The 12,374-nt window shown below is 68.7% G+C and carries 14 protein-coding genes; 9 read left to right on the top strand and 5 right to left on the bottom strand.

The window, feature by feature from the left end:
* Positions 1–18: 18 nt before the first annotated feature.
* Both AC5RVS_RS00120 and tmk read right to left on the bottom strand, forming a co-directional pair.
* Complete coding sequence (locus tag AC5RVS_RS00120) at positions 19–1,158, bottom strand: DNA polymerase III subunit delta' (protein WP_494106637.1); 1,140 nt, start codon at positions 1,156–1,158, stop codon at positions 19–21.
* Positions 1,155–1,805 carry a dTMP kinase gene (tmk, locus tag AC5RVS_RS00115; protein ID WP_493988870.1) on the bottom strand — a complete coding sequence of 217 codons (651 nt, stop codon included), beginning with the start codon at positions 1,803–1,805 and terminating at the stop codon, positions 1,155–1,157. Before tmk ends, AC5RVS_RS00120 begins: the two co-directional genes overlap by 4 nt.
* An 82-nt stretch (positions 1,806–1,887) precedes the next feature.
* Between tmk and AC5RVS_RS00110 the strand changes: the two genes are divergently transcribed.
* Positions 1,888–3,054, top strand: a complete 1,167-nt coding sequence (locus AC5RVS_RS00110) for a trans-sulfuration enzyme family protein (RefSeq protein ID WP_494106636.1) — start codon at positions 1,888–1,890, stop codon at positions 3,052–3,054.
* Positions 3,055–3,092: 38 nt separating this feature from the next.
* Positions 3,093–3,416, top strand: a complete 324-nt coding sequence (locus AC5RVS_RS00105; protein WP_493988872.1) for a DUF2516 family protein — start codon at positions 3,093–3,095, stop codon at positions 3,414–3,416.
* A 12-nt stretch (positions 3,417–3,428) separates the two neighbouring features.
* Here the strand turns inward: AC5RVS_RS00105 and AC5RVS_RS00100 are convergent, their stop codons facing one another.
* Positions 3,429–4,154 (bottom strand): class I SAM-dependent methyltransferase, encoded by a 726-nt coding sequence (locus tag AC5RVS_RS00100; protein WP_494107288.1) that lies wholly within the window; start codon positions 4,152–4,154, stop codon positions 3,429–3,431.
* 251 nt (positions 4,155–4,405) lie between these two features.
* Between AC5RVS_RS00100 and AC5RVS_RS00095 the strand changes: the two genes are divergently transcribed.
* Complete coding sequence (locus tag AC5RVS_RS00095) at positions 4,406–5,164, top strand: phosphoglyceromutase (protein WP_494106635.1); 759 nt, start codon at positions 4,406–4,408, stop codon at positions 5,162–5,164.
* A gap of 63 nt (positions 5,165–5,227) precedes the next feature.
* On the opposite strand, the gene phoU is transcribed toward AC5RVS_RS00095, so the two are convergent.
* On the bottom strand, positions 5,228–5,887 hold the full coding sequence (gene phoU, locus AC5RVS_RS00090) for a phosphate signaling complex protein PhoU (RefSeq protein ID WP_494106634.1): 660 nt from the start codon (positions 5,885–5,887) through the stop codon (positions 5,228–5,230).
* A 175-nt stretch (positions 5,888–6,062) separates the two neighbouring features.
* On the opposite strand from phoU, the gene AC5RVS_RS00085 reads away from it, so the two are divergent.
* Both AC5RVS_RS00085 and AC5RVS_RS00080 read left to right on the top strand, forming a co-directional pair.
* On the top strand, positions 6,063–7,265 hold the full coding sequence (locus AC5RVS_RS00085) for a sensor histidine kinase (protein WP_494106633.1): 1,203 nt from the start codon (positions 6,063–6,065) through the stop codon (positions 7,263–7,265).
* The gene (locus AC5RVS_RS00080) at positions 7,262–7,942 is read left to right on the top strand and encodes a winged helix-turn-helix domain-containing protein (protein ID WP_493988876.1); all 681 of its coding nucleotides are present in this window, start codon (positions 7,262–7,264) and stop codon (positions 7,940–7,942) included. Before AC5RVS_RS00085 ends, AC5RVS_RS00080 begins: the two co-directional genes overlap by 4 nt.
* A gap of 81 nt (positions 7,943–8,023) precedes the next feature.
* On the opposite strand, the gene AC5RVS_RS00075 is transcribed toward AC5RVS_RS00080, so the two are convergent.
* Entirely contained in the window at positions 8,024–8,584 is a 561-nt protein-coding gene (locus AC5RVS_RS00075) for a hypothetical protein (RefSeq protein WP_493988877.1), read from the bottom strand.
* 255 nt (positions 8,585–8,839) lie between these two features.
* On the opposite strand from AC5RVS_RS00075, the gene AC5RVS_RS00070 reads away from it, so the two are divergent.
* From AC5RVS_RS00070 to cysS, 4 genes are all read left to right on the top strand, one after another.
* Positions 8,840–9,322, top strand: coding sequence for a CarD family transcriptional regulator (locus tag AC5RVS_RS00070; protein WP_493988878.1), 483 nt, complete (start codon positions 8,840–8,842; stop codon positions 9,320–9,322).
* 89 nt (positions 9,323–9,411) lie between these two features.
* On the top strand, positions 9,412–10,182 hold the full coding sequence (gene ispD / locus AC5RVS_RS00065) for a 2-C-methyl-D-erythritol 4-phosphate cytidylyltransferase (RefSeq protein ID WP_494106632.1): 771 nt from the start codon (positions 9,412–9,414) through the stop codon (positions 10,180–10,182).
* A gap of 2 nt (positions 10,183–10,184) precedes the next feature.
* The gene (gene ispF, locus AC5RVS_RS00060; RefSeq protein ID WP_494106631.1) at positions 10,185–10,685 is read left to right on the top strand and encodes a 2-C-methyl-D-erythritol 2,4-cyclodiphosphate synthase; all 501 of its coding nucleotides are present in this window, start codon (positions 10,185–10,187) and stop codon (positions 10,683–10,685) included.
* 200 nt (positions 10,686–10,885) lie between these two features.
* A complete protein-coding gene (gene cysS / locus AC5RVS_RS00055) occupies positions 10,886–12,346 on the top strand; it encodes a cysteine--tRNA ligase (protein WP_494106630.1) in 1,461 nt (486 codons plus the stop codon).
* Positions 12,347–12,374 lie beyond the last annotated feature (28 nt).

Genomic DNA, 12,374 nt, shown 5'->3' with positions numbered 1-12,374 from the left:
TGCGGGTCCGGGGCGGACTCAGAGCAGGCTGACGGCCATGGCTTCCATGGCCAGGACGGGGGCAACGTTGGTGCCCAGGCGCTGCCTGGCCTGGGCAATGGCGTCCATCCTGCCCAACGTCTGTTCGGGGGTGGATCGTTCCGCATACGCGGTCAAGTCCGGGCGCAGGTATTCGTTGACCAGCTCGGTGCCGGTGCCCAGCTGGAGGGTGAGCACGTCGCGGAAGAACGTGCTCAGGTCGATCATCACCCGGTCCAGCGAGTCGCTGACACTGCGCTTGGCGCGGCGTTTCTGGTCTTCCTCCAGCCGCTTGAGCTGGCTGCGGATGGCCGGCGGCATGGCGCCCTTCTCGGGTGCCCCGAGCGCCATCAGCAGCGCTTCGCGCTCGGCCTCGTTGCGCTGTTCGGAGGCGGCCGCGGCGTCGGCATTGGAGATTTCCACCAGCTCGCCGGCGGCCGTGACGGCATCGGCCACACCGCGCAGCCGCAGCGGCAACCGCACAATCGTGTCGCGGCGGTGGCGGGCATCGGCGTCCGTGGCCAGGCGGCGGGCCACGCCGATGTGGCTCTGCGAGACCCGGGCGGCGAAGCCTGCCAGCTCGGGATCCGCACCGTCCCGTCGGATCAGGAGGGCGGCGACGTCGTCGGGCGGTGGAATGCGCAGGCTCACCGGGCGGCACCGCGAGCGGATGGTCACCAGGACGTCCGCCGGGCTGGGGGTGCACAGGATCCAGATGGTCCGCGGCGGCGGTTCCTCGATGGCCTTGAGCAACACGTTGGTGGTGCGCTCGGTCATCCGGTCCGCGTCCTCGATGATGATCACGCGCCAGCGGCCCGACGACGGCTTGTCCTGTGCCTTGCCGACAAGGTCGCGCATCTCCTGGATGGAGAACGTCACGTTTTCGGTAGCCACGAGGGTGGCGTCCGCATTGGAACCGGCCAGCACGGTGCGGCAGGCATGGCAGGCTCCGCAGCCGCGTTCGGCCGGATCCGCATGGTCGCACAGCAGCGCAGCGGCGAAGGACTTGGCGGCGTTGCTGCGGCCGGAGCCGGGGGGACCGGTGAACAGCCAGGCGTGCGCGGGGCGTTCGGCGGCGGCCGCCCGGCTGAGCTGTTCGATCACCGCGGTCTGGCCGGGCAGGTCGGACCAGACGCTCATGCCAACAGCTCCCGCACCCGGGCCATGATGGCCCCGGTCAGCTCTTCGCGGCCGGCGGCGGCGTCCAGGACCAGGTACTTCTCCGGGGCAGCGCCGGCCAGTTCCAAGAACGCGTCCCGGATCCGTGAGTGGAAGTCGTCGGATTCGGACTCCAGCCGGTCCTCGGCGGCATCTCCGGCCGTCCGCCGCTCGCGGCCCTGCTGCGGGGCAACGTCCAGCAGCACGGTCAGGTCGGGCAGCAGCCGGTCCGTGGCCCACAGGTTGAGCTCCCGAACCGCCGCCAGGCCGAGGCCGCGGCCGGCACCCTGGTACGCCACCGAGGAGTCGATGAACCGGTCGCAAACCACTACCTCGCCGCGCTCCAGTGCGGGCCGGATGACCTGTTCGACGTGGGCGGCCCGGGAGGCCGAGAAGATCAGGGCCTCGGTGCGGGCATCGATCTCGCCGTTGCCGTGTTCGAGCACCAGCGCGCGCAGCTTTTCGCCCACGGGCGTGCCGCCGGGTTCGCGGGTGCGGAGCACCGTCCGGCCCAGCTCCTGCAAGCGTTGTTCGACGGCGGCGGCCTGGGTTGATTTTCCGGCCCCGTCCCCGCCTTCGAATGCGATAAAGAGGCCGCGGGCGGCGGCGGGCTGGCGGTCGGAACTCACCTGATTAGCCTAGCTGGAATCGCCCGTGCACGCGGGACGGTCACAGTTAGCGTGTGGATGGCGGCGGTACTAGTGTGCTGTCATGACCGACGCCTTCTCCCACGGCCGCCAGCATGCCGAGCATCTTGCTCCGGACACCGTTGTGGTTTCTTCCGGACGGCCGCCACGCGACCACGACGCACCGGTCAATCCGCCGCTGGTGTTGTCCTCCACGTTCTTTGGCCGGGGCGAAGTGGTGCAGGGGGACCGCGCCTACGGGCGCTACTCCAACCCGACCTGGGACCCGTTCGAACAGACCCTGGCCGAGTTGGAAGGTGCGGCCCGGCCCGGACTGGTCTTCGCGTCCGGGCTCGCTGCCGTTTCCGCGGCGCTGTCGCTGATCCCGCCGGGCGGCGTGCTGGTGATGCCGCGGCACAGCTACCAGGGCAGCCTGGCCATTGCCGAGCAGCTGGCCGCACGCGGCGAACTGCAGCTGCGCACCGTGGACATCGCGGACACCGCTGCCGTGACGGCGCAGTTGGGCGGCGCCGACATGCTCTGGCTGGAAAGCCCGACCAACCCGATGCTCGAGATCGCCGAAGTGGAGGTGCTGGCCCGCGCCGCACACGCGGCCGGCGCCCTGGTGGTCGCGGACAACACCTTCTCCACGCCCCTGGGCCAGCGTCCGCTGGCGGCGGGGGTCGACGTCGTCGTGCATTCGGTGACCAAGTACCTGGCCGGCCACTCCGACGTGGTGCTTGGCGCCCTCGTGACGTCCGACGAGGACCTGCGCTCCAAGCTGCTCGTGCACCGGTCGCTGCGCGGCGCCATCGCCGGACCGTTCGAGACCTGGCTGGCACTGCGCGGCGTGCGGACCATGGCGCTGCGGGTGGAGCGCTCCCAGGCCACCGCCGGCGAGCTGGCCCGGAAACTGCAGCGGCACCCGGCCGTGGAGGCCGTCCGCTACCCGGGCCTGCCGGAAGATCCGGGGCACGCCCGTGCCGCCGCCCAGATGGACGGCTTCGGCTCCATCATCGCGATTCAGGTCAAGGGCGGGGCGGCAGCCGCGGACAAGGTCATTGACGCGCTCCGGCTGTGGCTGCCGGCGACCTCGCTGGGCGGCGTGGAATCGCTGATCGAGCGGCGCCGCCGCCATGTCAACGAACCCGAGAGCGTCCCGGAGAACCTGCTGCGGCTGTCCGTGGGAATCGAGAACCCCGCGGACCTCTGGGCGGACTTGGACCAGGCACTCGCCGCGGCGGACGTATGAGACTGCCGAAACGCACCCCCACCGGTTAGGCTTAACCCGTGCTACTCGCCTACGACATCCAATACTGGCTATATACGGTCCTGGGACTGATCGCCCTGGTTATCGAGATATGGGCGCTGGCGGATTGCGTGGGCCGCAAGGCCGACTATTTCCAGGCCGCGTTCAAGAAGACCAAGGGCTTCTGGGTCGGCGTGCTGGCAGCCTCCACCGCGGTCGGTGCCCTGGCTGCGCTGGGCGCGGGCGGCCTGGGCACGTGGATGATCTTCCAGCTGGCCGCCGTTGCCGCTGCCGGCGTGTACCTGGCGGACGTCAAGCCCGCCCTGATCGAGGTCAAGGGCGGCGGGTCGGCCTACCCCTGGTAGGCTCGGCGTCGCTCAGCGCGCGGGCGCGACGGCGTGCCACGCCACGGTGACTTCCCCCAGCCGCCATCGCGACGGCCCGTCGAGAAGCGGCCATCCGGCGTCGTGCATTGAATGGCACATGGCCAGCCAGCGCTGCCGGGTTCCGAACGAAGCCAGCGGAGCCGCGTCCGCCCAGGCCCGGTCCAGCGCCTGCAGATAGCGGTGCACCCGCTCGCCGGGAACATTGTGGTGGATCAGCGCCTTGGGCAGCCGCTCGGCCACATCCGAGGGCCGGGAGAACGCGCCGAAGCGCAGCGAGATGCTCAGCGAGAGCGGCCCTTCCGGCGCCACCGCTATCCATGTGGCGCGGCGGCCGATCTCATCGCAGGTGCCGTCGATGAACAACCCGCCCGCCGCCAGCCGTCCCCGCACCGTGTCCCACGCCGCGCCATACTCGGATTCCGGGTACTGCCGCAGCACATTAAACGCGCGGACCACCGCGGGCCGCCGGCCCGCCACCGGAATTTCGAAGCCGCCCTGCCGAAAGGTCAGGCCCGGCCGCTCCAACGGTTTGGCCGAGGCGACGCGTGCCGGCTCGATTTCGATCCCGATTACCTCGATATCGAGGCGCACCCGGGAGAGGCGGTGATGGAGTTCGACGGCGGTGGTTGGCGCCGCCCCATAGCCCAGGTCGATGACCAGCGGGTCCGCCGACCGGCGGAGGCAGCTGACCGCGGGACCGGCCAGCCAGCGGTCCATGCGGCGCAGCCGATTGGGATTCGTGGTGCCGCGGGTGACCGTGCCGATGGGTCGACGGACTGGCCGGGTGGCGGTCGCGGTGGTCTGGGGCACGAGAAAAAAGAATAAGGGCACGGCGGCCCCGCATCGGCCCCTTCGGGCCGAGTGTGCCCAAGCTCACGCGCAGGAAATTCTGGGCTGTCCCCTGTTTGGCTGCGTAATGTCCTGCCGGCGCCGCCGGTGCCACGCGGTGCTCCGCTAGGATGGCAGCCATGACTTCCACCTCGAAATACACGCTGGTCCTGTTGCGCCACGGGCAGAGCGACTGGAACGAAAAGAACCTGTTCACCGGCTGGGTCGACGTCCCGCTGACCGACTTGGGACGCAAGGAAGCGCACCGCGGCGGCGAACTGCTGGTCGAGCACAATCTGCTTCCCGACGTCCTGTACACCTCCCGGCTGAAGCGGGCCATTGTCACGGCCAACCTCGCGCTGGAGGCCGCCGACCGCAGCTGGATCGACGTCAAGCGCAGCTGGCGGCTGAACGAGCGCCACTACGGCGCCCTGCAGGGCAAGGACAAGGCGCAGATCCGCAGCGAGTTCGGCGAGGACCAGTTCATGGTCTGGCGCCGGTCCTACGACACGCCGCCGCCCGCCCTGGACGACGCCAGCGAGTGGTCGCAGGCCAACGACCCGCGCTACGCCGACCTGGGCGACGCCGTCCCGCGGACCGAATGCCTCAAGGACGTGCTGGAGCGCTTCCTGCCCTACTGGGAATCGGACATCTCCGTGGACCTCAAGGCGGGCAAGACCGTGCTGGTGGCCGCGCACGGCAACTCGCTGCGGGCACTGGTCAAGCACCTGGACGGCATCAGCGACGAAGACATCGCCGGGCTGAACATCCCCACCGGCATCCCGCTCGTGTACGAGCTGGACGAGAACCTGAAGCCCGTCACCGCCGGCGGCACCTACCTGGACGCCGCCGCCGCGGCGAAAGCCATCCAAGCCGTGGCGAACCAGGGCAAGAAGTAGGCACACGCTTAAGCAGGAAGGCCGGCCCCCGCGGGAGCCGGCCTTCCTGCTTAAGTTCTTGCGTCACACGGACTGGCCGTTGGGGCGCCACTCACCGGTGACCAGGTACGTCACCTTGCGGGACACCGATACCCCGTGGTCGGCGAACCGCTCGAAGTAACGGCTCGCCAGCGAGACGTCCACGGTGGTCGGCGCGGAGGAGTTCCACGCCGGATCGGCAATCGCCTTAAAGACGCCGGCATGGAGCTCATTGATGCGGGAATTGTAGGTGTCGATCTGGGCCGCGAGGTCCAGGTCGCGGGTCTCGAGCAGCTCGGTCAGCTTCTCCGAGATCGCGATGTCCTTCTCGGCGAACTCCCGGAACGTGTCGCGCAGCGAGGCGGGGATCACGAGGTCGGGATACCGCAGCCGGACCAGCTGCGCGATGTGCCGGGCGAGGTCGCCCATCCGCTCCAGCGAGGCGCTCATCCGCAGGGCGCCGACAATCATCCGCAGGTCCGAGGCGACCGGCCCCTGCAGCGCCAGGATGTCGATGGAACGCTCGTCCAGGTCCGTCTGGAGGAAATCGATCCGGGCGTCGGCGGCAATGACTTCCTGGGCCAAATCGATGTCGGCGGTATCGAGCGCCGTGGTTGCCTTCTGCATCGCCTCGGTGACCAACCGGGAAATCTCTACCAGCTGCTCTCCGACTTGATGGAGCTCGGCCTGGAAAACCTTGCGCACTGGCGTCCTTTCGCTTGTGTACGTGGAGCATAGGGGTCCTAGCATCCCACTGGCTTCATACCCTCTCAGCCCGCGGTTAACTATTACGCCACCTCAAGTGAACGTTAGTTGAACGGAGGGGCGATTGCTACTGGAACGGCCTTCGGCCGTGCCCGGCTGCGCCTAAGCTAGAGGCGTGGATCCACTGATATTCGGCTTGCTGGCAGGGCTCGTTGGGCTGGTGCTGGGCAGCTTCGGTGTGCTCGCCTTCGGCCTGAGCGATCGTCAGCGTCGGCGCCTGCAGGACGTGGACGAACCGACGCTGCCGGACGGTGCCGCCGAGGTGCTGTCCGTCGTCGGCCGCGCCTACGTGGTGGTGGACGCGATCGACGGCGTGGTCCGGGCCAGCCCGGCCGCCTACGCCTTCGGCTTGGTCCGCGGACACACGATGGTGCATTCCGAATTGCTCGACCTGACGGCCCGGGTGCGCCGCGATGGCGTGATCGAGGAGCGGCAGCTGGAGCTGCCGCGCGGTCCGCTGGGCCAGGGCACCATTGTGGTCCAGGTGCGCGTGGCGCCGATCGGCGAGGAATACATCCTGCTGCTGGCCGATGACCGGACGGAAATAACCCGCACCGAAGCGATGCGCAACGACTTCGTGGCGAACGTGTCCCACGAGTTGAAGACGCCGGTCGGAGCAATCTCGCTGCTGGCCGAGGCCATCGACGACGCCGCCGACGACGAGGAAGCAGTGCGCCGCTTCGCCGGCCGCATGCACAAGGAATCGCGCCGGCTGGGCGCCCTGGTGCAGGACATCATCGAGTTGAGCCGGCTGCAGGGCGCGGACGTGGTGCAGGGCGGCACCGAAGTGGACCTGAACGCCGTGGTGGCCGAGGCCGTAGACCGCAACAAGCTGATGGCCGAAAGCCGCCACGTAGAACTGTCGGTGGGCGGGAAGGTCGACGCGCCGGTCTTCGGCGATTACGAACTGCTGACCACCGCGTTTCGGAACCTGATCGACAACGCGATCCGCTACGCGCCCGAACGAAGCAAGGTGGGTGTCGGGCTGCGGGTGCGGGAGGGACTGGCCACCGTCTCGGTGACCGACCAGGGACCGGGCATCACCGCCGACCAACAAGACCGCATCTTCGAACGGTTCTACCGGATCGACGATGCCCGTTCGCGGCAGACCGGAGGAACAGGCCTGGGCCTGAGCATTGTTAAACACGTCATCTCCCAGCACGGCGGGGAAGTATCGGTGTGGTCGCAGCCCGGACAGGGCTCCACCTTCACCGTGCGGCTGCCGGAAATGGAGCAGGAAGACGGCGGCACCACAGAATCCGTGGAGCCGCGCACGCAGGGCGCCGGTGTGGCGCATGAACAAGGAGTCGGTGCTTGACCCGCATTCTGGTCGTCGAAGATGAAGAATCGCTGAGCGATCCGTTGAGCTATCTGTTGGGCAAAGAGGGCTTCGAAGTTGAGGTGGTGGACAACGGGCTGGACGCCATTGTGGCGTTCGACCGGGCCGGCGCGGACCTGGTCCTGTTGGACCTGATGCTGCCGGGGCAGTCCGGAACGGAAGTGTGCCGGCAGCTGCGGCAGCGCTCGGCGGTTCCGGTCATCATGCTCACCGCCAAGGACTCGGAGATCGACAAGGTGGTGGGACTCGAGCTCGGTGCCGACGACTACGTCACCAAGCCCTACTCCTCGCGAGAGCTGGTGGCCCGGGTCCGTGCGGTACTGCGCCGCCAGGGCGAACCGGAAGAACTGGTGCCGAATGCCGTCTCCGCCGGACCGGTGCGGATGGATGTGGAACGGCACGTGGTCAGCGTGGACGGCGAACCGGTGTCGCTGCCGCTGAAGGAGTTCGAACTTCTGGAGATGTTGCTGCGGAACTCCGGCCGGGTACTGACGCGCGGGCAGCTGATCGACCGGGTGTGGGGGTCCGACTACGTGGGCGACACGAAAACCCTGGACGTGCACGTGAAGCGGCTGCGCAGCAAGATCGAACCCGATCCCTCGGCGCCGCGCTACCTGGTCACCGTGCGCGGGCTGGGCTACAAGTTCGAACCGTAAACCGAGGGCGCCACCACAGCAAAAGGCCGGGCCGCTTCCTGAAAGGGAAGCGGCCCGGCCTCTTGTGAAGCGACGGTCGGGTTAGGCGCCGGCCTCTTCGGTCGGCTCTTCGGTGGCGCCGTCTGTCGGAGCGGCGGTCTCGGTCGGCGCCGCGGTCTCGACGGGCTCAGCGGACGGAACGAAGTCCCGGTACTCCGGGAGCGTACCGTCGAGGACCGGCACCAGCACGTCTGCGGACTCGTTGTTCACGCGGACGGTGATGTCCACCAGGGCGCCGGGAGCGGCACCCGGGCTGCCGACGATGGTCTCGTTCTCGTCCTCTTCGAAAATTACCTTCCCGTCCGCCGGGACGGTGACGGTGGCGGTGCTGCCGGGGCCGGTCAGGGCCAACTGCACGGGAGAATCCGAGGTGTTGAAGGCGGTGCCGAGGACACGGGCGGGGGCGTCGGCAGACTCTGCGACGACCAACAGGTTGCGCAGTCCGATCGAGCCGACGTTGGCCACGATGCCGTCGCTGGCGGAGTAGGACTTGGTGGTGGCCTGTTCGTTGATTGCGCCGCATCCGGTCGATGCGAGCAGGGTGAGCGCGGCGGCGCCTGCTACAAGGGTGCGCTGCACACGGTTCTTCGGCGCAATCTTCACGGCGGAAACTCCTCAGTCAAAATCAGGTGCGGTGCTGCAGATCTCGGCAGCTTGCCTCGCCTAGCCTAGCCGCAAACCGGTCAAAAGTAGGATTCGACGCCCGTAAGAACCCGCGGACGAAGCACCAAATCCGGGATCCGTCAAGGGGTCAAAACGCGGCATTCTAGCGTGCCGACGGGCGTCCAGGCCCGCAAACTCGCGGAAGTGGCCAAACCATCCGTGATAAACTAGAGGTCGGGAAAGGGGATACTACAGATGGTATTTGAGGTCGGCGAGACGGTTGTTTACCCTCACCACGGTGCAGCAAAGATCGAAGAGATCAAAATGCGCACCATCAAAGGTGAAGAGAAGATGTATCTCAAGCTCCGGGTTGCCCAGGGCGATCTGACTATTGAAGTTCCGGCAGAGAACGTGGATTTGGTCGGCGTCCGCGATGTGGTGGGCAAGGAAGGCCTCGAGCATGTGTTCGATGTGCTCCGTGCCGAGTTCACCGAAGAACCGACCAACTGGTCCCGCCGCTACAAGGCGAACCTGGAAAAGCTGGCCTCCGGCGATGTCATCAAGGTAGCGGAAGTTGTCCGCGACCTGTGGCGCCGGGACCACGACCGCGGCCTTTCCGCGGGCGAGAAACGGATGCTGGCCAAGGCGCGCCAGATCCTGATTTCCGAACTCGCCCTGGCAGAGAAGACCGACGAAGACAGGGCAGCCGAGGTCCTCGACGAGGTTCTCGCCTCCTGATTGCGCTTCAAGCGGCCGGCATCCAGCACTGGATGCCGGCCGCTTTTTCGTGGCCGAACCGCCCGGCCGTGGCCCAGTAGGCTAAAGGAGTGAGCACAGCAAGCACGTCCCTGGGCGTGATCATCGTGGCGGCCGGCTCGGGCACCCGCCTCGGCTACGGCCTGCCCAAGGCCCAGGTCCCGCTGGCCGGCGAACCGATCCTCGTCCACGCCCTCCGGGGCGTGCTGGCGGCCGACATCGCGTCACGGATCTGTGTAGCCGTCCCCGCCGGCGACACCGCCCTGCGGCAGCTCTGCGCCGGCTTCGCCGCGCAGTACCCCGACGTTCTTGTCTCCGCGGTCGACGGCGGTGCCACCCGCGCCGCCTCGGTCGCCGCCGCGCTCCGCGGGCTGGGCGAGGGCATGTCCGGCGTCCTGGTGCACGACGCGGCCCGGGCACTCACCCCGCCCGAGGTTTTCGAGCGGGTAGCCGCCGCGCTGGCGGCCGGCGCGCGCGCCGTCGTTCCTGCGGTGCCGGTGGTGGACACCATCAAGACGGCCGCGCCGAGCACCGGTGCCGAGGCCGCGATCGCGCCGGAGAAAGTAGCCGCAACCGTGGACCGCGCCCAGCTGCGCGCCGTCCAGACGCCGCAAGGGTTCGACGCGGCAACCCTGGCCCGGGCGCACCTGAGCCTGGCCGGCATGGCACCCGAGGAGGCCGCGGCCATCACCGACGAAGCCCTGTTGATGGAGCGCCACGGCATCGATGTGATGCTGGTGCCGGGCTCCGCGCGGGCCCTGAAGATCACTACGCCGCTGGATCTGGCCGTGGCGGAGGCCCTGCTGGCCGCCGGCCAGCCCCGACCCGTCCTGGAAGGCTGACCGTGCCCGAATTCCCGTATCGCCTGCCGCGCACCGGCATCGGTGTGGACGTCCACGCTTTCGCACCGGAATCCGACCCGCAGCCGCTGTGGCTGGGCGGCCTGCTGTGGGAGGGGGAACGGGGCCTGGCCGGTCATTCCGACGGCGACGCTGCCGCGCACGCCGCCGCGGACTCGCTGTTCTCCGCGGCCGGCATCGGGGACCTGGGCACGCACTTCGGCACCGACCGTCCGGAGTATGCGGGCGCGTCCGGTGTCCGGCTGCTGTCCGAAGCCGCCCGGATCGTCCGCGAGGCGGGGTTCGAGATCGGCAATATCGCGGTCCAGTTGGTCTGCAACCGCCCCAAGTTCGGGCCGCGCCGGCCCGAATCCGAGGCGGTGCTCAGCGAGGCGGCCGGGGCGCCGGTCAGTGTTTCGGCGACCACCAGCGACGGGCTGGGATTCACCGGCCGCGGCGAGGGGATCGCGGCGGTGGCCACCGCCGTCGTCGTTCCCATGCGCTAGGAGAGGGCAGCGCCCGAGCTTGCCCTGCCCCGCATGCGGGGTGTGCCGCCGATGGACCGAGTGGTTAGGCCGAGTTGCTGCGCCGCGCTCCACTTCGGGTGCCTGCTCCGCAAAATAACCGGAGCAGGTGCCCCAAACGGAGCCCGCTGCGCACGTGCAGCGGTTCGCACGGGCACGGCGGCCGCCGCTAGGCTAGAGCGGTGAGCCTGAGATTCTATGACACCGCCACCGCGCAAGTACGCGACTTCGTCCCGCTGGCCCCGGGCAAGGTCGGGCTCTACTACTGCGGAGCCACGGTGCAGGGCGACCCGCACGTCGGCCATATCCGCTCGGCCATCGCGTTCGACCAGCTCACCCGCTGGCTGCGCTACAGCGGCTATGACGTCACGGTGGTGCGCAACGTGACGGACATCGACGACAAGATCCTGGTCAAGTCCGCCGAATCCTTCCGCCCCGATGCGGCCGAAGACCCGATGGTGCCGGTGCCGAACGAGCCGTGGTGGGCGCTGGCCTACCGCTACGAGCAGGAATTCGCCAAGGCCTACGACATCCTGGGCGTGGAACGGCCCACCTACGAACCGCGTGCAACCGGCCACATCCCGGAAATGCACCGCCTGATCCAGCAGCTGATCGACCGCGGCCACGCCTACCCGGCGCTGGACGATTCCGGCGACGTCTACTTCGATGTGCGCTCATGGCCGGAATACGGCTCGCTGACGCATCAGCGGATCGAGGACATGCAGGCGGCGCCCGACGCCGGCCCGCGCGGCAAGAAGGACCCGCGCGACTTCGCGCTCTGGAAGGGGCACAAGGACGGCGAGCCGGAGACCGCCAGCTGGTCCAGCCCGTGGGGAGCAGGCCGGCCGGGCTGGCATCTGGAGTGCTCGGCCATGGTCACCAAGTACCTGGGCACCGAATTCGACATCCACGGCGGCGGGCTGGACCTGCGGTTCCCGCACCACGAGAACGAGGTGGCGCAGTCACGGGCCGCCGGGCACGGTTTCGCCAACTTCTGGATGCACAACGGCATGGTCACCTTCGAGGGCGAGAAGATGTCCAAGTCCATCGGCAACATCATCACCCCGGAGCAAATGCTTCAGGACGCCAGGCCGCTGGTGGTCCGCTACTACCTGGGCCAGGCGCAGTACCGGTCCGCGCTCGACTACAACCCCGGTTCGCTGGCGGAGGCCGGTTCCGCGGTGGAGCGGATCGAGGGGTTCCTGCAGCGGGCGCTGAAGTTCCTCTACGGCGAGCAGTTCGGGTTCGTGGTGACGGAACGCGTACCGGAGGCTTTTGCCGCGGCCATGGACGACGACCTGAACGTGCCGCAGGCACTGGCCGTGGTCCACGAAACCGTCCGTGCCGGCAACACCGCGCTGGACACCAGGGACAAGGAGGCGGCCACCCGCGCGCTGCACCAGGTCATGGCGATGACCGACGTGCTGTACATCAATCCGCTGGATCCGCACTGGAGCAGCGGCAGCGCGGACCCCGCGGCCCACCAGGCGTTGGACGTGCTGGTGAGCGCCCAGCTGGAGGAACGCCGGCTGGCCCGCGAGGCGAAGGACTGGGCCCGCGCCGATGCCATCCGCGACACCCTGGCGGCCGCCGGGATCGTGGTGGAGGATTCGCCCGAGGGCGCCAGCTGGAGTCTCGGCTGACGGCAGCCCGCACCGTTGGGCGGTACCC

This window comes from Arthrobacter sp. Y3221048, from assembly GCF_059092685.1.
This window is presented reverse-complemented; position numbering and strand designations above follow the sequence as displayed.